Raw genomic sequence first — 24239 nt, forward strand, 5'->3', positions numbered from 1 at the left:
GTTCCTTGCAAAACGAGAATACCTAATTCGGTTCTCGCGGATCAATTTTTTCATCAATTTTTACACTTGTGCAAGCCTCTTATAAAAAGGTGTCGAGAAAATCCACTCTTTTTAAAGATGGGATGAGAGATGCCCCGATGCAGTTGACGGTTGACGGTTGACGGTTAACAGTCAACTTAAAATTCCATCCCCTTTTATGGGTGGGATGAGCTTAATTTGATCTACTGCCTGTTTTAGCTATTGAATTTTGACTGTATTTTTTATAAAAATTAAATTTCATTAATTAGTAAATTTATGATTTATATTGCTAGCAATTAGTCAATTCATCTAACCATGTTTTTGAAGCAAAAATCAATTGTTTTAATTATTTGTCATATTAAAAACACTATAACAATCAATTAAAAAAATCCTCAATTAAGAACGTATTATTGATTATAATTATTAACTTGTGAATATAGAGATTAATCAGGATATAACAAAATAGGCAACATGGCTAAAATTATCGTTACTGGAGCCGCCGGTTTTATTGGTTCTCATCTTGCAGAAACATTGCTGCAACAAGGAGAAGAAGTAATCGGGATTGATGAATTCAATGATTACTACGATCCTATGTTAAAGCGTAAGAATGTTGCACCCTTACATCAGTTGCCTAGTTTTACATTAATTGAAGGAGATATTCAGTTTTTGGATTGGCAGAAACTCCTAAAAGATGTAGATGTAGTTTACCATCAAGCGGCACAAGCAGGGGTAAGAGCAAGTTGGGGTAAAGCTTTCCGAGGTTATACAGAACGAAATATTAATGCTACACAAGTTTTGCTGGAAGCAGCTAAGGATGCTAAACACTTGAAAAGGTTAGTGTTTGCCTCTTCATCAAGTGTATATGGTGATGCAGAAACCTTACCTACCCACGAGGGCATTTGTCCTCAACCAGTTTCTCCTTATGGCATTACGAAGCTAGCAGCAGAGTTTTTGTGTGAGCTGTATCACAAAAACTTTGGCGTGCCTTGTGTGGCACTGCGCTATTTTACAGTGTATGGCCCCAAACAGCGCCCAGATATGGCATTTCATAAGTTCTTTAAATCGATTTTACAGGATGAAGCGATTCCTATTTACGGCGATGGCCAGCAAACGCGGGAATTTACGTTTGTTAGTGATATTATCGCCGCTAATTTAGCCGCCGCGATCGCTCCCGTTGCAGTAGGAGAAATCTTTAATATCGGTGGCGGTAGCAGGGTAGTTTTAGCAGAAGTCTTGGATACGATTGAAGAAATTGTTGGGAAACCAATCAAAAGGAACCACATAGAAAAAGCGATGGGAGACGCGCGCCACACGGCTGCTGATGTATCTAAAGCCAAGAAAATTCTGGGATATCAGCCGCAAGTTTCCTTGAGAGAAGGTTTGATACAGGAATGGGAATGGGTGAAATCTTTATATTCTCTATCCAATTTCTGAACTTTACTACGACTTTCCCTCCCCCTGCTCCCTGCTCCCTGCCCCCCTGCCTTTAAAACGTTGGGATATTTTTTATTTGGAAGTCCCTTCGCTGGGAATCAAAACAACATCTTAGCGCACAGTACGCTTGCGATCGCTTTTACGAGTACCTCCAGCCATCTGATACTCATGGCTATTTTTACCAAATTTATGAGCAACACCAAGCAAAATCTTTTCAGAATAGTCTGCCAAATCTCTTTCATTTTCAGTGATTTGGGTTAATAAAACATCAATAGTAGAGAGAGTGGTATTGTAGGCTTCTAAAGATTGACGAAGACTTGCAATTTTGCCTGTGTAATCTTGAACCGTTAAATTATCTCCGACATTTAGGCTAGAACTGATAGATTTAATACTTGCCAAGCGCATCTCAGCTTTGCTAAGAATACGTGAATCGCGTTTTTGCCTTGCCATTATTAATACTCCTTCGCCCGAAAAAATAACTTAAATTTTTAGTAATTCTATAGTGGACAATTTTTTACAAGGTTGTCCTGCGTAAAATTGTTGATTTTTCTTCAGAAAACTAAAATTTGAGTAATTTCAGCAATTTTCATCTCCCCTCTCGCTTTTATAAACGCAGCTGTTCTTTACTCACGACTCACGACTTAGCACTGAGTTAAAGGAGAAGTTGCTACAGGAAAAACGGAAGTTCTTACAGGGAAGGCAGAAGTTGCTACAGACTGCACGAAACACCGAAACGTGAAGACAGAAGTTCTTGCAGGGAAGACGGAAGTTGTTACAGACTGCGCGAAACACCGAAACGTGAAGACAGAAGTTCTTGCAGGCAAGGCGGAAGTTGCTACAGACTGCGCGAAACACCGAAACGTGAAGACAGAAGTTCTTGCAGGCAAGGCGGAAGTTGCTACAGACTGCGCGAAACACCGAAACCTCAACCCTGGAGCAATATTTTTTGATGGATAGTAACGAATTTTATTAGGATTTACGCATGAGTTACGGATTGGTTCTTACCTATAATGGAGAACAATCGTCATCTCAAGTATTCAGCTTGATACCCACAATGACCCTGAAAGAGCTACAACCTCAACTTTTAGCCCTGTCTTTGGAAGAAAAGGCACAGGCAATTCAGATTTTGGCGGCTAGTCTGGGCAATGGGTTGATTGGCATTGAGAAAACACCAGGGGTGATGGGGGGCGATGCCTGTATTCGGCAGACTCGGATTCCGGTTTGGCTGTTGGTTAGCCTGCGCCATCAAGGGGCAAGTGAAGCCTATTTGTTAGAAGATTACCCGACACTAACTGCTGCTGATTTGGTGAACGCATGGCTGTACGCTGAGGTTTATCCTAAAGAAATTGAAGCGGCAATCGCACGGCAAGAGGCGGCTTAAGGGTGGTACTGCTTTATGCCGATGAAGGGTTTCCCAAAGTGGTTACGGGCCTACTGCGTCAATTCGGTCACGATGTGCTGACGGTACAAGAAGCAGGGCAAGCTAACCAGCAAATTCCTGATGATCAAGTGCTTGCATTAGGGACGATTCAGGGGCGGGCAGTGCTGACAGTAAATCGAGATGATTTTATCCGCTTGCATTGCATGAGTCCAGATCATGCAGGTATCATTGTTTGCACAGAGGATTTGGATCGGCAGCGATTAGCCACCCGGATTCATGAGGCAATTGCGGCTGAAGAATCTTTGTTTGGAAAACTGATACGAGTCAATCGTCCGCCTGCTGAGAAAAGTAGATGAGGTGAAGCGCGGCCCATGATTGTAAGGTACGTTAACAGTGCCATACCACTGCGGTTGATCGCAGGTTCTTATACTTACCAATAACGAGTGACTGGATAATTGTCTAGCGCTGCATCCACGCTAATGATCGGGATCTTTTCTGTGAGTGCTTGGGCAACCAAAAGCCGATCAAAAGGATCTTTATGATGAAAGGGCAGAGTCACGATCGCGGCTACATGAGCAACTTTAATCGGTAATATTTCCAATTCGTTAACTTGGATTTGATGTTCTATCCACGTTTCAAAATTTCCAGGAATTTGATACTTACCAATACTAACTTTGATAGCAATTTCCCAATAGGAAGCAGGACTGAGCAAAATGTCATTAAGGGGATCGACAATCAAATCACAGGCGACTTGACTAAGGGCGCGATCCTTGAGTACAAACCAGAGGAATGCCTGAGTATCGAGCAGAAACTTCATGGCATATAGTCGTGAAAGTCTTCCAAGTGGGTTTCATCTTCGGACAGAATGGTTAGGGTTCCAATTGCACTACCGGGCTGGCGAGGTTTCCGGGGTGATTGGAGTTCGCCAATCAGTCTGGCGACAGTGCGCTCACCGGAAAAAATCTCCACTTCTTCACCGGGTTGCAGACTTGCAATCAGTTCGGGTAAACGAAGTTGAGCTTCTGTTAATGGAATTCGTGTCATTGTTTTGTGCTTCTATGCCATCGCTCTTTTTTAATTTTACAGATATCTTGAGTTTGGGCGATCGCCTGTCTAATTAGTTCAACCCTTAGCTTAATATAAACCCCTATTCCCATGATTGAAATTCATCAATGGCGCTACGAATTAAGGAAGTTATTTGAGCGCGACGGGTTTCAAAGTTAGCGGCGATGTAAATGAGTAGAATGCCAACTAGTAAGCCAACAACCCATTTTAAAAAGGAGTACTGCAAGCTAAAAATGACTGATTGATAGATTGTAGTGATTAAAAAAGTGGCTGTACCAATGTAGAGAAAAGCCCTCACTCGTAAAGCTAATCCGGCAAAGATAGCGATGAGGCTGAAAATTCCTGGTATCCAGGGTGTATTCTGATTAAATAAAATTGCCCACCCACAAATTAAACCACTACCTAGCAATCTAACAAGATGACGAGCAGCTTTATATTCTGGTAACTTCAGTTGAAAATCTACTTGAGCTATATAAAGCAGTGATAACCCAATTGGCGTTACATACCACAAAGCATCAGTCAGTCGTAAGGAATCAAACCAACGGTAAAGTGCCCAATCAATCAACGCCACACTAATATATGTAAAACGGATGTTTTGACCCACCTTTGCAAGGAAGATGTAAAATCCAGCTGCGAGTAGCAAGGTAATGGGGTAAGTTTGCAGTCTGGTTTCCCATAAAATTATCAGTGGTATGATGTAGGCGGCTTGCTGCCAAGGTCTTTTAGACCAACCCCAACTTTCCCAAGGTAGAATGTACAGAAAATAAGCTACCACACAAGCGATCGCACCGTTCCAAGGAACCAATGGCCCAGCCCAAAATCTTCCTACTGCTGTCTCGCGCCAATAAACTCTCATGGCGGCTACCTCTAATAAGCCAAGGTAAACCCACATCTCGGCTATTGTGATTCCTCCCAAGATGCTGGGGGAAGTGCGCGAGTTTCGTCCCTGGAAAATGGCATAACGAATTAAAAATACTCCAGTTGCTAATCCCACCAAACGGTTAACTCCAATGGGGAGAGGAATGGCAGCCATTAATAAACAGCTACTCCAAGCCCAATGAATATGGGCAATTCCTTTCAATTCTTGGGGAGTCAAGCGTAAGTAACTGACTAGCCTTGGCGATAGGATGCGATAAGCATACATGATACTAGCGCCAAGGGCAGACATGGCAATCAATCCATCACCTAATGCTCCTCCTGAAGCTTGTAACATTTGATAGAACAAAAGTTCGTATGCAGAAATTGATACGCCAATGATGCCTAAGTAAAGCAGGGGTTTAAAACTCTCACGCCGTCGCCCCACGCCAATGATAATTAAAGCTACACCCAAGGAATACAAACCTGTCCACTCGGTGAAGGTGTTTACACGCAGCAATACACTGAATAGGCCATAAATTAATGGCAAAATGTGAAAGCTGCTAGGAAGCCTTTCTAATTGATGTCGTCGTCGCCACCACTCTCCGACAAGTTGAGCAATTAAACCCAAGGCAATATTTGCAATTGCAACTTTAACAATTGAGCGTTCCCCAAATCCCAACACCTGGGCAGTCAACAATTCTAAACACCAACCGATGCCATAAAATGCCCAATTTGCCGGTTGTCGCCAACTGCGATAAACAATGGCTGCCAAGGTGATTGCAGTGGCAACTAAGTACAAAAATCCTGAAGTAATAAACCCTGAGTAAATCAGTATTGAGTGTACCGTCAAACCAAACAACTCAAAACCACACAAGGCGATCGCCCATTTATCACTAGCGTCTGCATATATAACTCCTAACTCGTTAGCGCGTCTGTTCAAAACTGTCCGCGCTAACCATAGACTTAGGATTGCGATCGCTCCTACGATTAACCAACCTCCTAGTGCGAGGCGAGGTAAACCAGGCACACCTATCCACAGCAATGCCCCAATGAAACTTAAAGCAAATCCTTCTGTAATTAGCGCAGATGCTTGGTTTCGCAAATAGCGCGTATTTACGAACATCAACCCCGTACCTACTGCCAAACCGATTAATCTAGTTTCTGGTAGTTGTAAAGTAAGTAGCTGGGCAACTCCTACAGCTAAGATACTTAAGTAACGGGTAGTAGTCCGCCGTTGGATTATGGTGCAATTGGCAACACCCGTGAGAGCTATAGGCGTAACTAGCCATAAGGCTCCCCAATGAGCTTGGCTATCAGCTACACCATACCAAGATGATTCTGCATTCATCCACAATAAGAAAAAGCTAGCGGCAGCTAGTCCTAAACCGATATCCCATGCACTACGTTGCCATAGTCCTTCTTCTACACTGAATCGCCATTCTGCAACCATCAGAGCTAATAAAATGCTTGCCCAGACTTGTTGACTTAGGGTTGGTGCTAGCCAATTAATCGTAGAGCAAAATGTCAGCACCCCCATGATGTGAGTTAGATATACCAGGGGAAGGGATAAGGGGGGACGGCGTTGAGTGACGAATGCGAGAGTAATTGTGGAAAGTAGCAGATTTAGCGATCGCAATATAGGATTTACTAGAGCTATCGTTGTTAAAAAAGTTCCAAATAAGAGGGTGAGCAGTTCACCAAATTTAGCCAATTCTCGCTTTTGGCTACGATGCAGGCTATCTGTGAGCGCCACCATTAAAATTAAGTAGGGAAACAACGCTACACTCAGCAACGCCCAAGGTTCATTTTGAGAATTCGTGAGTTGAGTACCAGTTGCGATCGCTAATTTCTGTAAGCTATCAGGTAATAATCGCCAAAATAGCCAAATTGTTTGTAAGCCAATGGCGAAAACTGCTGCGAAGTCAGCCTTGAAACTATATCGCCGCAAGCCACTTCCCACAAACCACAAACCCAAACCACTGACAACAATTGCTTGCCAAGGATAATTTACTACCGAAACCAGCCAACCCAGAAAGAGTAAAATGCCACCAAGTCTTTCCCAGAGTAATAGCGATGAGGGGGATGAGGAGAATATTTCCCCTGCTCCCTGCTCCCTGCCCCCTGCCCCCTGCCCCCTGCCCCCTACCCTCCCCTGTGCCAGCCAAGTTACTAGCCAGCCACAAATACCAATAGCTAACCCCAACTGCGTTACATCTACGTTGGCAACAAAAATTGCCCGCACTAGTAGCACTATCAAAGCATAAATAATTACAGTAGCAGGTAAGCTAATACTTAACCTTTGGCGATAGCGCCTATCTTCCTCGCTGATAGGATTAGGGTGTTGGAAAAGATTGTGATAAACGGTAATAATAGTTGTGCCGAGCATTGCTAAATAAACGGCAATTAAGGGAAACCCTGGAAATTGCCAACCCCAATGCAGATAACTCAGCCCCAGAATATTTGCTAAAGGTAATTTCGCCCTATTATATAAATTAGGAAAAATAGTCCGATTTTTGCAGAGTAAAACAGTTATGCCAGTCAGGGTTGGCCAGGCGATCGCAACTACAATCCAATCCACAGGATTTTGCCACAATCGAAAGCTATCCATTGCCCAAAAGTTCACTGGGACTAACAAAAGGGTGACAATCAATAAAGTTTGAGCCGTCAATCTGAGATTGTTTTGCCTAGTTGCCCAAAAGCTTAAACCCCAAAAACTCAAAGTATAAGCAAATAAAACTCCGTATTGTCCAGAAGCAGGAAACCTTTCCCACTGACTCGCAGCTAGTACCCCAGAAGACACCACTACTAGGAATACCCCTAGAAAAAGCAGCCAACGGACACTCAATTCTGCCCCTAATGACTGCAACATTGTGCTGAGAAAGTTGGGTTTAACTGGTAGTTCTTGTTGCGGTTGTCTACGGCTATTAGATTGTAAAGCTGCTACGGGTAACTGCTGCACAGGATCGGAAGTTACAAACGCTACCTTTGTTTCAGCTTGAGGCTGGGGTTGCAATACCACCGTACACGCCAGAAACTCTCGGCATAGCTGCCTAACTTGGGTATCGGATATCAAACCTAAGTGCAGCCATATATCTAGTCCTTCTAATAAATGAGGATGGGAAGATGGTAGCTTGATTTCAAATTTTAGTGGACGCTCAAGGGGCGATGACATAAGCGATAGCAGTATAACTATATACTAAAGTATATTTTGGCTGCAATTGTGCCACTTATGAGGGTAATTAAAATTAATTGTTAATCTACGAAGGATATAAAACTATGTTACGCAATGTAAAATTAATTACTCACGGACTTTTACTCATGCGCCTATATCTTCTATTTAGGTGGATTTTGTTACTTTCCAAAGTAATTTGTTTATCTGCTGTAACTTTGAGTTATAAATTTTCTCAATTCCAGCTTTTAAAAAGTCAGAAGGACTAAACAAGAATATGTCAGTGAAGCCATTAGTAATCTCTGGTAACTGATTTTTCTCTACAATTTGAAGTCGCACTTTTGGATCAAGTAAGTGACCAAGAACTTGTATTGATGGAATTATGCTAGTATCACTAATTACAAGCGGTTTATTACCTTGACTAACAATGTTAGCAATTTGGGGAAATGGTTGGTAGTTTTCCGGGAATTTGTTCCACCACATTTGGGCTTGAGAACTGATTGTACAAGATATGATTCCGCTCAGAAAAACCATGAAGGCTACAAGTGACCAAAGCTTTTTTTGCCAAACTTTAGTATAAATAGACGTGAGTTTAGTACTAAATAGGTAAGCAACAGCTAACTGTATACCTAAAACTGAAGGAAGTGTATATCGACTAGTAGTATATCGCTTTTGAAAAACGAAATCCGTTACCAGTAATGGAAGCACTACAGATCCAATCAAAGTTAAAACAAATAACCAAACTTCTTTAGAGGTTCTTCGGCAGAGAAAATAAATTGAGTAGAGTATTAAAATTAAAGTAATTAAAATAAAAGGAATTAAAGCAATCTTAAGTTTTCCTGGGTCGCTAGGGCTAATACCTAAATCAATAAATGTACGACTAAAAATCCCAGCCCACCTTGTAGCTGACGCAAATACTGATTGTTTAGCATTTGCCCAACTTACTGATTCTGCCTGAGGGTTGGTAATAATAATCCAAATCCAAGGTACAAATGTGATAAACCCCGCAAGCGATGAAATTAGGTAATAAATCGATGTTTTACTCAATCGGAAGCGTTCGATTGTAATTACATAAATTCCCTGTGCAAAAGCAACCAAGATAAAAAATAGATGAGTATAAAACCCTATTGATAATGTTGCCGCATAAATGCACCAACTAACCTTTGTTTTAAGGCGCATGGCTCGCAGCAGTACTACGCTCGATATTAAGATGGTTGCTATCCATAAACTGTATCCTCGTACTTCTTGTGCATACAGCACATGAATAGGTGAAACAGCTACTAATGCGATGGCCATCCACCCTACTAGTGAAGACTCAAATAATTCTAGGCATAGCCAATAAATAAAAGGAAAGGTGAGCAGACTAATAAATGCCGAAAACAGTCTCGCCACTGCTATAGAATTACCAAACCACTCTAACCAAAACCGAGCCATTACAATGTATAGCGGCAAAATTTGTGAGTCTTCTGAAATAATCCCTTTAATTGTATCAACTAAGTTTTTGTCAGGATTGGGATACTGATATTTATGCAAATCTTCTATGGTGAGCAAACGACCATTACTTAACTGCTGATTCATTTCTGAATGCATATAGCCAGACATGCGTAATGATGAGAAAACCTCGTCGCTCCAATAAACTTTTTTGTCAATATTGACGAAGCGAAAAAATACACCTATTACTAATATAATAATGAGTAAAACACGTAACCATGATTTAGAAATAGCCCAATTTTGTAACAATCGCTTTTTCATACAAGTTTCAATATACTCAAAGTTTTCATCAACGGTGGCAAAATTGTATTATTGCCAGAATCGTTTCTTAAGAGGCATTTTTTGCTTCCGACATTAATCTCAAAGATATTGCAATATGCTACCAACTACTTGACCTAGTTTAATTTGAATATTTACTTAGGGTTTGATATACAATTTTGATTTATTAAAAACATACTATAGGAATCCAATTTAATTTCTGTTCGCGCGACGTGGCGTAGCCATACTTATTTGCATGGTGCGCGTTCGCGTTGGCAAAGCCTCTCTGCAAAGAGAAGCGTCTCGCACAGAAGCGCAGCGCAAGCGCGATAGGCAGGAAGTAGGAAATAGGGAATCAGGCTTTTCAACTTGTATGACGGAGTTTTTTCAAAAATCAAATACTAGTCCTATAAAAGTTAAAAGTGCTTTTTGTTGCCGTTTTTTAACTATAAATTGTATTGAGCATGATAATTATAAGCTAGCAAGTAAACATCTAGATGTTCTCTTTCACCTTAACAATTTGACTCAAAAGTATCTTATAATATCACATTCGAGGTATTTGCAGCTTTTGGCAATAACATCCTACACTAAATACAATTTGTTTGTTTTTTATCGTAATAGTATAGATTGAGCTAGATGTAAAATACTTGTATTAAAAACAAAAAGATTGCTTGAAGAAGAATTCAGAAGCCAGAATTCAGGAGCGTCTATTCTGCTTTGTTGAAACCAAGCGGAATATGCTGAGTTTGGTTTATCGAGTAGACTCAGCTAGCGATCGCCCCCGCAGGTATTTCTGATTCAATTCTTACATCCCCCACTTCTCCACCAGTAGTTCTCGAATTGATTGGGTTGAATCCCCTTGCTGTTCTATCCCCTTTGCTTCCTGCTCCCCTGCCTCTTTTTCAACACTACTGATACAGCCAAGGGAAGCCGTTCGGCCCATTTTGTCACCTTCTCGACTTAATTCCCATCTTCCAGTAATAGAATTAAGAACGAAGCCTTTGTAAAGCCTTCAACTATCAAAAGATAGAAACTCTAGTAGCAGATTTTACCAAATGTTAGTAAATCGAAAATCTGCATCCAAAATAGGCTTGTAGCATATAAAACGCTTGTAAGATTTTTATGACTTCCCGTATTCGCTTTTTGATGTGCCCTCCTGACCACTATGATGTGGACTATGTGATTAATCCTTGGATGGAAGGGAATATTCACAAATCATCGCGCGATCGCGCCGTGGAACAGTGGCAAGGACTACACCAGATCCTTAAACAACACGCCATTGTAGACTTAGTACCACCTGAAAAAGGTTGGCCAGATTTGGTTTTTACCGCCAACGCTGGCTTGGTACTGGGGAATAATGTCGTCCTCAGTCGCTTTTTGCACAAAGAACGTCAGGGAGAGGAGCCTTTCTTCAAACAATGGTTTGAGGCAAATGGTTATACAGTCAATGAACTTCCTAAAGATTTACCCTTTGAGGGAGCAGGAGACGCACTGCTGGATCGAGAAGGACGCTGGTTATGGGCGGGATACGGTTTCCGCTCGGAATTAGATTCTCACCCTTATCTAGCTAAATGGCTGGATATTGAGGTGCTATCCCTACGATTAATAGACGAACGTTTCTATCATCTGGATACCTGCTTTTGTCCCCTAACAAATGGCTATTTGCTGTACTATCCCGGCGCTTTTGATTCTTACTCCAACCGCTTAATTGAAATGCGAGTCGCACCAGAAAAACGGATCGCAATTGAAGAAGCCGATGCAGTCAACTTCGCTTGTAATACAGTGAATGTGGATAACATCGTCATCATGAACAAGGCGAGCGATGCTTTGAAAACCCGCCTTGCGGATGTAGGTTTTCAAGTGTTGGAAACACCGCTTACCGAATTTCTTAAAGCTGGTGGTGCGGCTAAATGTTTAACTTTGCGGGTAACGGAACCAGTTAGAGATGAACTTCATGCCAATGTCTCGGTAGAAAGCCGCGTCATTCGCATGGAAGGACACTTGCTCGATGCAGGCTTAATTAACCGCGCCTTGGATTTGATTATAGATGCCGGGGGAAGCTTCCAAGTTCTGAATTTCAACTTGGGAGAACAACGGCAAAGTACCTCAGCCGCCGAGGTGAAGGTATCAGCACCATCCCATGAGGTGATGGAAGAAATCATCTCAATGTTGATTGATTTGGGTGCAGTAGATTTACCACATGATGAGCGAGACGCTATCTTGGAGCCGGTAATCCAAGATGGTGTTGCGCCCGATGATTTCTACGTCAGTACAATTTATCCCACCGAAGTGCGAATTAATGGTCAGTGGGTGAAGGTAGAAAATCAGCGCATGGACGGCGCGATCGCAATTACCCAAACTGCCAATGGCTTAGTCGCTCGGTGTAAAATACTACGCGACTTAAAAATTGGCGAACAGGTAATTGTAGACGTGCTAGGTATCCGTACCATCCGCAAAACTGAATCGCGCGAACTCCGAAATACCCAAGAATTCAGCTTCATGTCGGCGGGAGTTTCCAGCGAACGGCGCGTGGAATTAGTCGTTGAGCAAGTAGCTTGGGAATTGCGAAAAATCCGCGATGCTGGTGGTAAGGTAGTTGTCACGGCTGGGCCGGTAGTGATTCACACTGGTGGCGGCGAACACTTGGCGCAGCTAATTCGGGAAGGATATGTACAGGCGCTACTAGCTGGTAATGCGATCGCAGTTCATGACATCGAGCAAAATATGATGGGCACTTCCTTGGGTGTAGATATGAAGCGGGGTGTTACCGTTCGTGGTGGACACCGCCATCACCTCAAGGTAATTAATAGTATCCGCCGTTATGGCAGCATTCCCAAAGCTGTGGAAGCGGGGGAAATTAAAAGTGGCGTGATGTATGAGTGCGTCCAAAACAATGTGCCTTTTGTGCTTGCGGGATCGATTCGGGATGATGGGCCTTTGCCTGATACCCAAATGGATTTGATTCAGGCACAGGAGGAATATGCTAAACACTTAGAAGGTGCGGAGATGATTTTGATGCTGTCATCGATGCTGCACTCCATTGGCGTGGGAAATATGACTCCGGCGGGGGTGAAGATGGTGTGTGTGGATATTAATCCAGCTGTAGTGACTAAGTTAAGCGATCGCGGTTCTGTGGAATCTGTTGGTGTAGTGACGGATGTGGGATTGTTCCTCAGTCTGTTAATTCAGCAGTTAGATAAGTTGACAAGTCCTTATGTGAATAAGGTAGGTTAAAGAGAAGAACCGCAAAGAACGCAAAGGACGCAAAGAAAGGGAGATGACAAGAGTAGCTTTTAATGAAGAGTTGCAGGTTAATTGGGTCAGTTTGATTGCTGATTTTATGCTGGTGGGAATGGTTTTTGGCCCACCAGTGGCTCCCTTTCTGGCTGCGTCTGGGGTGTATTTGTTTCCTAGTATTGCGGACATCATTTATTTCATGGGTAATCATGTCTGTCCGCAACCAACTATGGGGTTAGATTTAGCACCACCGTTTATGATGGCTGTGTGTATGCGCTGCTACGGCACTGTAACGGGTTTGCTGATTACTCGCCTGCTGTATGGGGTAACTGGTGGTAAGGGATTTTACTGGTTAAGTCAGTATGGCTTAGGTGGTGCAGCGATCGCTAGTGTGCTGATGATGGCTTATCCTTTGGAATTGGCAGCACAGATTTTCGGTTTATGGAGTTTTAATAATTATTTGGTTATGCCTTTTGGGTTGATTACGGGTTTGGCGTGGGGATTGTTTACTATGCCGATATTGCATGGGTGGCGAGGTGCTAAAATCAGCTTGGATGAATTGTAGTAAAGCTTTTCCGGCATTTAGTAAATAATTTGGGATAATTTACTTGCTCCAATGCAATGCGTTTGTAGACCACCGAACTTAGTATTTCTTTTTAAGTGCTTTTTTGGGGTTTGTCGTTCTTTCTTTGATGAGTGATTAATGTAACTTCAGCCATCACGGTGACCCCCTGCCTTCTATCCCCAACATCATCTGTCTGTAGAATGAAGCACATCATTAAGAATGCAGCGTATTCTCTAATGTAATTGAATAAAAACCTACCTGCTTACAAACAAAACTATTTAGTAAGATTCAGGTCTAACTTTTTACCAATTCATTTAAGAGGTACAAAATGGATTTATCACAAATTAAAGAACATCTGCCAGTTTATGCAGAAGGCCCAGGCGGTTTATCAGGGGCATCTGACACCCATATTGGGAATATCGACTCCGTGGAAGGAGGTAAATACATCAAATTGACAAAGAATAATGCTCCTGATGGACAACACCACTGGTTTCCTATTGACTGGGTAAGGGCAGTAGATGAACGAGCCGTTTATCTGAAAAAAACAGTGAATGAAGTGATAGAAGAATTGCTTAATGAGCAGCCTGCTGGTGTTTAAAATTGTTAGTTTTTGAGTAGATAGCGCTGCATTATCTTCTATAGAGGCAGCGCTTCCCTATCTAGCATCTAGAATCAGTAAGCTAATCGTCATTTAAATTGCACCATTTTCATAGTAATAAAACCTGCAAACCCTCTCCCTTGCTCCCTGCCCCCTGCAATCTCAATGTGCAAATTAAATGCTTAACAGCTTATCTTATGTCCCCTATCTCACCAGCGAACCTAAATGGCTAATAAAGAGCTAGAAACGCTCCAAAAACTAGCTTTTGGCCAATCTGAACGCAGTTCAGAACAGCCGTTGTCACCAGCAGACTCCAGCGCTAGCTTACCCAAAGAAAAGCCTAAGCGAAATATGAACTGGTGGCTTCTAAAGATAGCGTCTATTACAGGATTATTCTATTTACTCTTTATCGTACTTACTCCTACCCCAGTTTCTCAAGAAAACCGTAGGATTGGAAATACAGAAGTGATTATATTTAGTTTGATTTTGCTGTTTAACTCTGGTTTGCTAGATAACATAGATGATATCTCAATTTCAGGTACAGGAATTGCCTTAAAGAGACTCAAGCAAGAAGTTCGGGACGATATCAATAAGTTGCAAGATGAGCAAATCGACGAACTAAATAGACAACAAAAGCGGATTGACTTGCTTCAAGAGCAACAATCAGCAACATTGCAATTTCTAGTTAGATATTTAATTGATGGTAATGAACTTAAGCATCTGATTAAGCTTAATTCTCAAAAAGAATTTAACTTTAAATTTGACAATGATTTAGCAAGGGAACTGAAGCATCTTCGAGCTATGGGATTTATTAATAATTTCGTGGGCAGAGGAATTGAACAAGTTCAACAACAGGGAGAAGGAGATTTAAAAAACTATTTTCAAATTACAGAAGAAGGTAAATCGTATTTAGCTTTGAGAAAAACCTTAGGAATCAATGAAATTCCTGGGCTGGGTGAAGATGGACGATGGCATCGAGACATTAGGGATTCAGCAAAATATTGAAGTATAGAACTTTTAAAAAAATAGTAAATTATCTGTCTTAAAATGGCGTTGTTGCACCAATCGGGAAAAATAGTAAATTATACTTAATTTTTTTGTTACTTTTACCTAAATCACGAAAGCCAAAGCCAACAAAGTAAGTTCGTAACAGGCACTCTTACAATGCAGCACTCAAGCACCAAAGCAGTCTGACTTTTTGGGTGAGTGAGGAAGTAATTGAACGATGACGCTTCATAATTACCAATTACAAGAACCAACTAAACTAGCCACTATCTCAACTAGTTCTTCAGGATCAATCGGTTTAGATACATGAGTGTCAAAGCCACCTTCCAAGGCACGGATACGATCTTCACTATCAGCAAAGGCTGTTAAAGCAATAGCCGGGACTCGTCCACCATTCTTTGGATTGAGCGCACGAATTTTGCGGATGAGAGTATAGCCATCCTCCCCAGGCAACCCGATATCAGAAATTAAAACATCGGGTTGCGATTCGGACAATACTTTGCGTGCCGCATCTGCTGATATCACTGCGATAACTTTTGCTCCATCCATTTCCAACACAGTAGTGATGAAGAAGCGAGTATCATCATCATCCTCAACTACCAGAATATCTAAACCAGCAAGAGTTCCAGAAGCTTCCATAAATGACATTTTATTCTAACTTTCTGTGACTTTTACCCGCTAATGAAAAAATCAGGGCTTGAGAAACCCTCAAAATGACTTTTTTCAGATGCCCTGAAAAGTCAGAAATATATAATCAATAGTAAAACAAACAGAAGACGACTTCTAATCAATTTTAATAATTTATTGTATCTAAATATACATCTAATTTAAAATAAAGAATCCTCCAAATGGTAGGTATAATTTATATTTATTATTTTTATTCTAGAAGGACTGCCAGAAAACAAGTTTATTTTAATGTATGATTATTCTAATTATAATCGTGAAATCGTTTTAAACAAATGTTGAATTTTAAATAGATTGAATATTGGTTTTACCCATAAACAAATAAAAATTTTATTCAAATATATATATTTATTTACTAACATCAAGCTTTTAACTTAATGGCAATAGATAATTCTGACTCATTTTCTATAACTATTAGTATTATGATTATGTCTCGGATTCGGTATTAAAAAATCTTTGCATAGGTAGTTTTATATATTAAACCATAAGCTCATGCGCGCCTAAATTGTATGAACACTCTTTACGGTCGTTAACTGTTGACGGTTAACGGTTAACGGTTAACGGTTATCAGTTATCAGCATTCATAAAATGTTCAAATTAAATGCGTAACAGCTTATCACTTGGTATTATTTATAAATATAGCAATCTTAAATTATCCGTGAAAATCTCCGATTCCTCTCTCTGCTTTTTCTACACCTCTGCGGTTAATTTATATTTTACAAATGATTTGGGGCTGCTATGAGAAAACAATTCATGAGTCTGTAAAAATTTTGGCATCTTTTTTACTATCTCTAAAAAGCTGTTTGGATTAGTCAAAACAAGGCATAAGCGCCATCGATTGATTGACGATTACACCCAACAAATTTGGGCAAAATCTTCTTAAGTTGATACCTATGGGCATTGCTGTGCCTATTTGTATCATTATTATTAAAGTGAAATGGGATTACAAAAAAGTTAAAACCGTCCCCAATTAGAAGGAACGGTTAAGACAATATGTTGATGTACTAATTCAAGAGGCGGACAAACAGAAATAAATTAAGTTCCAGTTTCAAACCTTGTTATGCCGAAATCGGTTCTTCAATATTTACTATTACAGCTTGTAGCTCTTTAGCTTTCTCTTCTGGCAAAGCATCATTGGCAAACATTCCTGCTGCAAGTTCAGTTCCCGCTAGATACTTTAGCCTTTCACTTGTCCGATATGGTGGAAAAAACTCGGCGTGTAAATGCGCTTCTGGATGGGCTAAACCGTCAGTTGGTGCTTGGAACCAAGCCATCAAGTAAGGAAATGGGCGATTCCACAAGCCGTCATACTTGAGAGTGACAGTTTTTAACGCCTTAGCAAGTCCCCAACGTTGCTCTGGAGTAAGATCCATAAAAGTGCCAACTGGTTCTTTAGGAGCAATCCAAACTTCATAGGGGTAACGAGCGCATACTGGGACAAATGCGATCGCATACTCATCTTGATAAATAATCCGTTGATTATCTGCAATTTCCTCTTGAATCAAGTCTTGCAGTAAACCCCGTTGATGCTCTTGATAATACTGCTGCTGCATTGACAGCATCCGCGCCGGAACAGGTGGGACGAAAGGATAGGCGTAAATTTGCCCGTGGGGATGGTGCAAAGTCACGCCCACCTCTACACCCTTGTTTTCAAAAGGCAACACGTACTGAATTTGGGGGTTTGCTCCTAATACGCGGGTGCGATCGCCCCACACTTCCAACAGCAAATCAAGGTGTTCCAGTTCCAAAGAACTAAGGGAAGCTTGAGCATTTTGAGCAAAAACCACCACTTCACACGCCCCATTAGCAGGCAATGTTTCCACAATACACTCTGGCGGGTCGTGTGCCGTTTGAGCCATTGAGGGGAAGCGATTATCAAACACTGCTACATCATACTTACCTGGGGGTAGTTCTGTAGGAAACTCCGGTTTAGTAGTGGGTGCAAGGGGGTTATATTCCGGGGGCGGCATGAAAGTCCGCCCTTGACGGTGAGAAGCGTAAGCAACCCATTCGCCGCGCAATGGATGCCAGCGCAGGTGGGGATTTGCCTGTACTGGTTCATTACTAGGGCTAGTGGCGATGATATTCTCGGCAATCGGGTATCGACTGTATAAGGTCAGTGGGCGACCATCCGGCTTTAACAGCTTGTGGGAGTACATAATCCTTGTCCTGAAAGGGTCGCAGCGCGGATCGCCTCAATGGGAAATTTAGGTGTGCGATCGGCGTATAATAAACCGTTAGCTTCTTGGAAAGTATCTGTAAATTGGGTGTAGCAAAATCCGCTAAACAACTCGATATCATTAATCGTTTCCAGCAGAGTAGCGTATTTCATTTCTAGCTCGGAAATATTGGAGCAACGCTCATATCCCCAAACTTTATCTGCATCGGGGTTATCAACAGCAGCATAGGCAATGCCACCAAATTCAGTCAGCATCACTGGCTGTCCCTGATGCGGAAAGTTATCCAGTGTCAAAATGCGCCCTCCAGGACGCTTCCGGTCAAACAAATCTGATAGCTTTACTTCTGGCCCATAGCGATGACCTAATCGTTGTGGATGAATGTCGTAGTCATGAATAGCCAGAATGTCTGTATCCGTACTTTCCCAGCCATCGTTGGCAATCACTGGGCGGCTCGGATCGAGAGTTTTAGTTAAGTGAAACATTGCTAAAACGTAGTTTCGGTGAGCCGCAGTCTCAACCAGATTCGGAACTCCCCAGGATTCATTAAACGTTACCCAAGCTACTATACAGGGGTGGCTGATATCCCGCCTAATCACCTCAGCCCACTCTCGCGTCGTGCGTTCCACTGCTTTAGGTGTGAAACGATATGCACTGGGCATCTCCTCCCATACTAACAACCCCAGCTTATCTGCCCAATACAAAAATCGCGGGTCTTCAATTTTCTGGTGCTTACGGACTCCGTTAAAACCCATTGCTTTGGTGAGTTCAACATCGCGCCGTAATGCTCCATCGTCCGGTGCTGTCATTAGCGAATCGGGCCAGTAGCCTTGATCCAAAACTAAGCGCAAATAATAAGGACGACCATTGAGCATAAAGCGATCGCGCTGTATCCCCACAGTTCGCATTGCTGTATAGGATTTTGCTTCATCCAAAAGTTCATTGTTATGCCAAAGTTCAATGTGGGCATCCATTAGGGTGGGCTTTTCTGGACTCCACAGCAATTCGTTGCGGTAGTCGTCGATACCTGGATCGGAAAGGGAGATGCGACGCCCAATTTCTCCGTTAAACACTTCGTAGGTATCGTTTGCCAGCACGTTATTGCCAATGCTCAGTTTTACCTTGATTTGGATACCAGCAGGGGCATCACCTGCGATCGCAGCATAACAACCAACTTCCCAGCGCTCGAAATCGGGACTCCACCGAATACTATCGATGTAAGTTCTACCTACGCGCTCAATCCAGACTGTTTGCCAAATACCACTGGTGCGAGGATACCAAATACTGTGCGGTTCCAATTGCCAATCCTGCTTTCCTCTAGGCTTGGCAAGATCACCAGGATCATCCTGGGCCCAGACTGTTACTTTAGTTATGCCAGTGTCATTCAAAACTGCGGTAATATCCAGCGTGAAAGGAGTATGTCCCCCTTCATGCTCTATCATATATTGACCATTCACCCAAACACGGGCGCGGTAATCCACAGCCCCAAAGTGCAGTAATAATCTGCCGTCACCTTCAGGCGTTTCAAATTCTCGCTCATACCAGCAGTTTGGATGAAAACCTGTATCACCAATACCACTTTTGGTAGATTCGGGAGCGAAGGGAACTTGTATATGATGAGTCCACCCCTGGATATCGCCTGGTTGAACGCATTGCCCTTCATCATCAAATGCGAACTTCCACAGACCGTTTAAATTTAGCCAGTGCGATCGCTGTAACTGTGGACGTGGATACCCTGCTTCTGGAAAGCTAGAAACCCTTTGATTATCAGTATTAGAGGGGAATTCAACCTTATGCTTTTGTATATCCAACAACTTCATTAAAACCTCTTAATGTAACTACAAAAAATAGAACAAATTTTTTTGTGCTTTCGGTTTAGACTAAACTAGGCTGTTTTGAGACATTTCAGGAGTTTTTCTCCTTCCTCTGTAAGCAATATAACTTTATACCTGTACTTGCATCACACTATTTATCGCTTAATAGTAAACATAAAATAGATCAAACGCCCTAGTATTGGAGCTATAAAATTAGGTATAGACTGTTGACTCGTGACATTATGGCACACATATCGTGAATATTTGCCAAGTCGGCAGGAAAAAATCAGGTAAGCTGTTCCATATTTAAATTGCATCTATTGGGCGGGCAAAACGCCCACCCCACAACAGTTATGCTAAATTCGGTTTTACAAGTTAACTCTATTGCCCTATAACGCTGGAATTTTTTTTTAACTAATTCTGGGCGTTTAAGTCAAGATAAATTCCAAGTGGCGGGGTGTGTCTTGCAAAATCTACATTTTAGGAAACTTCTGCTCCGGTTTGGCGCTAAATCTCAGTTACAAAACTTAATTAAATATTACAAATTATTTTAATTTTTGAATTACGGAGTTTTAGCTAATTTTTAGCAGTTATGGTATGGATTTACGGCGAAAACTCCCATCTTGGCAACAAAGGCTGCAATTTTTGCCTTCAGTAGTTTTATCACCTCTTACTAGACTTATAGTATCACAATTTGGGCAGTGAACTAGCTTAAGAACCATTGCTGTATTTCCGATTCAGCACCTTACCTCACAATCGGAAAACCCTGGAAACTAATCAACATAAAGCCTTATCTATAAAGAGATTTGGATAACCTAAATCTACAAAAACTGATAAGTCAATTCCAGAAATGGTGCGCTATTATCGACGAACAATTGCAAAAACTGCTATTGAGAGTCCGATTTAAATTCGACTTTAACATGATGAATTGACGAGGATAAGAAAATGGTTCAAAGTATAGGTAGAGTAACTAAATATACAGATACTGATCTAACCCGATTTGCCGAAGACCTGAATCGAGACGGAATTTGTGTGATTCCCAGTCTTTTTGATAAAGAATTAATTGGCGAGTGGGCAAAAGCTTTTGATAATTTATTTCGAGAGCGTCAAAATCAACCAGGTGGACTGGCTCCCCGTGAAATTGCTCGTTACTATCTAACATTGCCTTGGGTTTCCCCCTTTGCCAATGTGGAAGTTTTCGCTAATCCCGTGATTATGGGTGTGCTGGAGCGAGTATTTTTTCAAGAATATGTGATGGTTCAGTTGGGAGTTGATCTCCCAGTGGAAGGTTCGGATTATCAGGAAATTCACCGGGATTATCGCCCTTTATTTTCTGACCAAATAGTAACGCCACTCTACGCCCTAGCAGTTAACTTCCCACTTGTGGAAGTAACGGCAGAAAACGGGCCGTTCCAGATGGCGCGTGGTACGCATATCTTGCCGCGTGAAGAGGGACTAAGGAAAATTGCCACTGGTGAAATTCCGATGGAATCTTTTCATATGCAGCTAGGGGATGCGATGATTCGGACACCTTTGGCGCTGCACCGGGGTTCACCAAATCGGACTAATCAGCCAAGACCAATGGTAGTTATGGGCTATGCTATGCATTGGTTGCATACGCCGAAGGTGGATTTAACTCTCCAACGGGACTATTATGAGAGCCTGCCAGAGAATTTAAGGCAGATGATTCGGTGTCAGGTGGTGGAACAGTTGCCAAAAGAGAAGGTTGAAACTTACGTGAATTTCAAGTATTAGGAACTTTCAAAAAAAATTATCCAGCAGGGTGCATATAATTTGTAAGGGCACAGCATTGCTTGTGCCCCTACAGTATGGTCTATTTATGTAGTTTACCGCCGTAGGCATCGCAGAAGAATTAAGAAAAGCCGAACCAGCATAAAGATAGTTGTTTTTACGAGCGCACTTCTTCAAAATTTGAGTTAACACGCTATAGCGATCACCGAAATGTTAACTTATACCAATCCAGTCTACAAAGGCTATTTTGCCGATCCTTTTGTTTGGGAATTTGAGGGTGTATACTATGCGATCGGCACTGGTGCAGCCGAAGCGGAAGGAACAGTAGACGAAATCGCAAAACTACATGTTTTCCCTCTATTACGCTCCTTTGATTTCGTAAATTGGGATTTTGTAGATAACGCACTGTTGCGGCCAGACCCCTCCCTTGGCGATAATTTTTGGGCCCCGGAAGTTGCTTATTGCAATGGCAAATTTTACCTTTACTACTCTGTAGGACACGAGGATAAAAACCATCAGTTACGTGTTGCCACGAGCGATAATCCTTTGGGGCCATATAAAGATGTTGGTGAGCCACTTGTAGACCCCAAATCTTGCTCCTTCGCCATCGACCCCCACGCATTCCGTGATGACGATGGGCAGTGGTATATATTTTATGCTCGTGATTTTTTAGACACTGAGGGCGGTGTGCGGGCTGGTACTGCCCTTTTTGTAGATCGGCTCCAAGATATGACCAAACTTTGCGGTATCGGCAAAGTCGTCTTACGGGCACGTTCCGACTGGCAAAGATTTCTAGCTAATCGATTGATGTATGGTGAACATTTTGATTGGCATACCTTGGAAGGCCCCTGTGTCCGTAAACATGCAGGTAAATATTATTGCTTTTATAGTGGTGGGCGCTGGGAAACAGAGGACTATGGCGTAGATTATGGTGTTGCGGATAGTGTAATGGGGCCTTACTCTGATGTGGGTAACGAAACGGGGCCGCGGGTGCTGCGATCGCTTCCTGATCGTGTCAAAGGGCCTGGACACAATTCAATCGTTGTAGGCCCCGATGGTCAGACTGAGTACATTGTCTACCATGCGTGGGATGTAAACATGGATGCGCGGCGAATGTGCTTGGATAAACTCATTTGGTCGGCAGATGGGCCATATTGCGAAGGCCCCACCTGGACACCACAGGCGATCGCTTGCAAATCAATTTAATTTCTTTAACACCAATTCACGAAAACCTTAATACATAAAAATTTATCGTAGGGGCATGGCAATGCCATGCCCTTACTTTGTTGCACTATTCTACCTATTTATTCTCTAGAGGTAGCCGAGTGCCTCCTCCTGTAGGGGAAGGATTGTTTTCAGGTAGGCTATCGCCTCCTTCTGTACGTCTAGTATTGCCTTGAGGGGTTGATACACCAGAATTATTAGGCAGATTATTGTATCTCCGCGCAACCTGGCCAAATTGATATTTTGTGATGGCGCTAGCAGTGTTAAAGTGTTTTCTGATGGTTGGTAATCCTCGATTCGCTAGTGCTACAAGGTCGGGGTTTTGCCCAAGCGCGGCTTCGCGTTGGAAAAGGGCTGCGTTTTCTAGATGAGCATTTACACCGCCCTCATCCATATACGCTTGCTCAAAGCGATCGCCCTCTAACTGAGACAGTCGCGCCAGTGATGCTTGAAATTTTGGTGCAGGAGTGCTGGGAGGAGTTACACCCAATCGTGAACCAATCCGTGTCAAGTCATTTTTCACCTGTGTTTGCTCTTGAATCTCTGCTGTGGCAAATTGTTTGACTTGAGGATTAGTCGAACGCTGCAATGCTAATTCCCCCAGCGCGATGTTACCTAAGCCTGCTTGACCTGCATCTATAAAGAACTGCCGATCAACCTCGTTAACTTGAGTATTTTGGGTTGGGGTTGTTCGATTTGTTTGAGCGTTCACAAACTCACTATTTGGAAGTAATGCTGAGTATCCCAATGAGACGAAAAATCCGACTGCAAGGAGAGCAATAGTAACTAAGGTTCGTTTAATCATGATCAATTCCTAAGAAAGCTTGGCTCAACCGACGTGTATTTCCATTAGATCATTTGCTCAAAGTTTTTTTGGCAAGATTGATGAGCTTGCAAAGAACTTGATATGTCTAGAAAAGTACACTATCTCCAATAATCTTCTCCTTGCGATAAATATCCATCTTTCTTGAGGTGTGTTTAGAACCCTAAATAAAAAGTAATTTTTTCTTAGATCGGCTTTATCCAATCAAACGATATAAACCATAATATTGAGCAATTGCTCAATATTTACACTCTAAAGCCGGAAATTTGTACAATTCTAGTTAGTTTAGGTGAGCGGCAAAAAGTCTAAAGCTTTGATAAATAAGATTTAAATGTCTTTAATTTTGAATTGTTAATCTTCTATTAGTTGAAGGATAAATATAGTGAGAACCTTGGCTAAACTGGTTTGATATCAGAATTATATTAATAATTTTTGGACTCGACATCATCAGATATTTCTGAACAGTAACTATAAAACGTCTATAGTAGATACTTGAGTAAACTACATTTTTTATCTTTTTAATTTAGTTTGTTTTAATCTTTACTTACAAAATTAAGACTGATGTAAGCCTTTTGGCGTATATCTAATTATATATTTAGCTAAATTTGACACGTTCAGACACATAATTAAGTGTTGCTAACGTTATAAATTTAATACTTAAGAATAATACAACAATTTTGAATTAC

The 24239-nt window shown here is 41.8% G+C and carries 20 protein-coding genes; 10 read left to right on the forward strand and 10 right to left on the reverse strand.

The genetic code is table 11. The features are described from left to right. Positions 1-489 precede the first annotated feature (489 nt). Positions 490-1452, forward strand: coding sequence for an NAD-dependent epimerase/dehydratase family protein (locus H6G26_RS00180; protein WP_190727339.1), 963 nt, complete (start codon positions 490-492; stop codon positions 1450-1452). Positions 1453-1563: 111 nt separating this feature from the next. Here H6G26_RS00180 and H6G26_RS00185 read toward each other — a convergent pair whose 3' ends face one another. Further along, positions 1564-1902 (reverse strand): hypothetical protein, encoded by a 339-nt coding sequence (locus tag H6G26_RS00185; RefSeq protein ID WP_190727340.1) that lies wholly within the window; start codon positions 1900-1902, stop codon positions 1564-1566. Between the two features lie 285 nt (positions 1903-2187). Between H6G26_RS00185 and H6G26_RS00190 the strand changes: the two genes are divergently transcribed. From H6G26_RS00190 to H6G26_RS00200, 3 genes are all read left to right on the forward strand, one after another. After that, on the forward strand, positions 2188-2409 hold the full coding sequence (locus H6G26_RS00190) for a hypothetical protein (protein WP_242053534.1): 222 nt from the start codon (positions 2188-2190) through the stop codon (positions 2407-2409). Positions 2410-2506: 97 nt separating this feature from the next. Then, on the forward strand, positions 2507-2833 hold the full coding sequence (locus H6G26_RS00195; protein WP_190727535.1) for a DUF433 domain-containing protein: 327 nt from the start codon (positions 2507-2509) through the stop codon (positions 2831-2833). 2 nt (positions 2834-2835) lie between these two features. After that, a complete protein-coding gene (locus tag H6G26_RS00200; protein WP_190727341.1) occupies positions 2836-3189 on the forward strand; it encodes a DUF5615 family PIN-like protein in 354 nt (117 codons plus the stop codon). A gap of 74 nt (positions 3190-3263) precedes the next feature. Here H6G26_RS00200 and H6G26_RS00205 read toward each other — a convergent pair whose 3' ends face one another. The 5 genes from H6G26_RS00205 to H6G26_RS00225 form a co-directional block, all read right to left on the reverse strand. Further along, complete coding sequence (locus tag H6G26_RS00205; RefSeq protein WP_190727342.1) at positions 3264-3650, reverse strand: type II toxin-antitoxin system VapC family toxin; 387 nt, start codon at positions 3648-3650, stop codon at positions 3264-3266. Beyond that, positions 3647-3877: an antitoxin of toxin-antitoxin stability system gene (locus H6G26_RS00210; RefSeq protein WP_190727343.1), complete on the reverse strand. Its 231-nt coding sequence runs from the start codon at positions 3875-3877 to the stop codon at positions 3647-3649. The genes H6G26_RS00205 and H6G26_RS00210 overlap by 4 nt, the downstream gene beginning before the upstream one ends. A gap of 103 nt (positions 3878-3980) precedes the next feature. Beyond that, positions 3981-7928: a DUF2157 domain-containing protein gene (locus tag H6G26_RS00215; RefSeq protein ID WP_190727344.1), complete on the reverse strand. Its 3948-nt coding sequence runs from the start codon at positions 7926-7928 to the stop codon at positions 3981-3983. 165 nt (positions 7929-8093) lie between these two features. Beyond that, positions 8094-9677, reverse strand: coding sequence for a glycosyltransferase family 39 protein (locus H6G26_RS00220; RefSeq protein WP_190727345.1), 1584 nt, complete (start codon positions 9675-9677; stop codon positions 8094-8096). Between the two features lie 802 nt (positions 9678-10479). Continuing rightward, on the reverse strand, positions 10480-10617 hold the full coding sequence (locus H6G26_RS00225; protein ID WP_190727346.1) for a hypothetical protein: 138 nt from the start codon (positions 10615-10617) through the stop codon (positions 10480-10482). A gap of 179 nt (positions 10618-10796) precedes the next feature. Here H6G26_RS00225 and H6G26_RS00230 point away from each other — a divergent pair, with 179 nt between their 5' ends. From H6G26_RS00230 to H6G26_RS00245, 4 genes are all read left to right on the forward strand, one after another. Further along, positions 10797-12908: a TIGR00300 family protein gene (locus tag H6G26_RS00230; RefSeq protein ID WP_190727347.1), complete on the forward strand. Its 2112-nt coding sequence runs from the start codon at positions 10797-10799 to the stop codon at positions 12906-12908. Between the two features lie 43 nt (positions 12909-12951). Further along, positions 12952-13476 (forward strand): DUF2085 domain-containing protein, encoded by a 525-nt coding sequence (locus H6G26_RS00235; protein WP_190727348.1) that lies wholly within the window; start codon positions 12952-12954, stop codon positions 13474-13476. A 328-nt stretch (positions 13477-13804) separates the two neighbouring features. Next, on the forward strand, positions 13805-14074 hold the full coding sequence (locus H6G26_RS00240; protein WP_190727349.1) for a DUF2171 domain-containing protein: 270 nt from the start codon (positions 13805-13807) through the stop codon (positions 14072-14074). 225 nt (positions 14075-14299) lie between these two features. Further along, positions 14300-15079, forward strand: a complete 780-nt coding sequence (locus H6G26_RS00245; protein ID WP_190727350.1) for a hypothetical protein — start codon at positions 14300-14302, stop codon at positions 15077-15079. A 234-nt stretch (positions 15080-15313) separates the two neighbouring features. Here the strand turns inward: H6G26_RS00245 and H6G26_RS00250 are convergent, their stop codons facing one another. From H6G26_RS00250 to H6G26_RS00260, 3 genes are all read right to left on the reverse strand, one after another. Beyond that, on the reverse strand, positions 15314-15718 hold the full coding sequence (locus H6G26_RS00250; protein ID WP_190727536.1) for a response regulator: 405 nt from the start codon (positions 15716-15718) through the stop codon (positions 15314-15316). A 1103-nt stretch (positions 15719-16821) separates the two neighbouring features. Beyond that, positions 16822-17922 (reverse strand): galactose-1-phosphate uridylyltransferase, encoded by a 1101-nt coding sequence (gene galT / locus H6G26_RS00255; protein WP_190727351.1) that lies wholly within the window; start codon positions 17920-17922, stop codon positions 16822-16824. Beyond that, complete coding sequence (locus H6G26_RS00260) at positions 17901-19760, reverse strand: glycoside hydrolase family 2 TIM barrel-domain containing protein (protein WP_190727352.1); 1860 nt, start codon at positions 19758-19760, stop codon at positions 17901-17903. Before H6G26_RS00260 ends, galT begins: the two co-directional genes overlap by 22 nt. A gap of 939 nt (positions 19761-20699) precedes the next feature. Here H6G26_RS00260 and H6G26_RS00265 point away from each other — a divergent pair. Beyond that, complete coding sequence (locus tag H6G26_RS00265; protein WP_190727353.1) at positions 20700-21509, forward strand: phytanoyl-CoA dioxygenase family protein; 810 nt, start codon at positions 20700-20702, stop codon at positions 21507-21509. Positions 21510-21716: 207 nt separating this feature from the next. Then, positions 21717-22712 (forward strand): glycoside hydrolase family 43 protein, encoded by a 996-nt coding sequence (locus H6G26_RS00270; RefSeq protein ID WP_190727354.1) that lies wholly within the window; start codon positions 21717-21719, stop codon positions 22710-22712. Positions 22713-22806: 94 nt separating this feature from the next. Here H6G26_RS00270 and H6G26_RS00275 read toward each other — a convergent pair whose 3' ends face one another. Continuing rightward, complete coding sequence (locus H6G26_RS00275; RefSeq protein WP_190727355.1) at positions 22807-23535, reverse strand: DUF4142 domain-containing protein; 729 nt, start codon at positions 23533-23535, stop codon at positions 22807-22809. Positions 23536-24239 lie beyond the last annotated feature (704 nt).

Origin of the sequence: Nostoc sp. FACHB-888, assembly GCF_014696655.1 — a bacterium.
Classification (GTDB): domain Bacteria; phylum Cyanobacteriota; class Cyanobacteriia; order Cyanobacteriales; family Nostocaceae; genus Nostoc.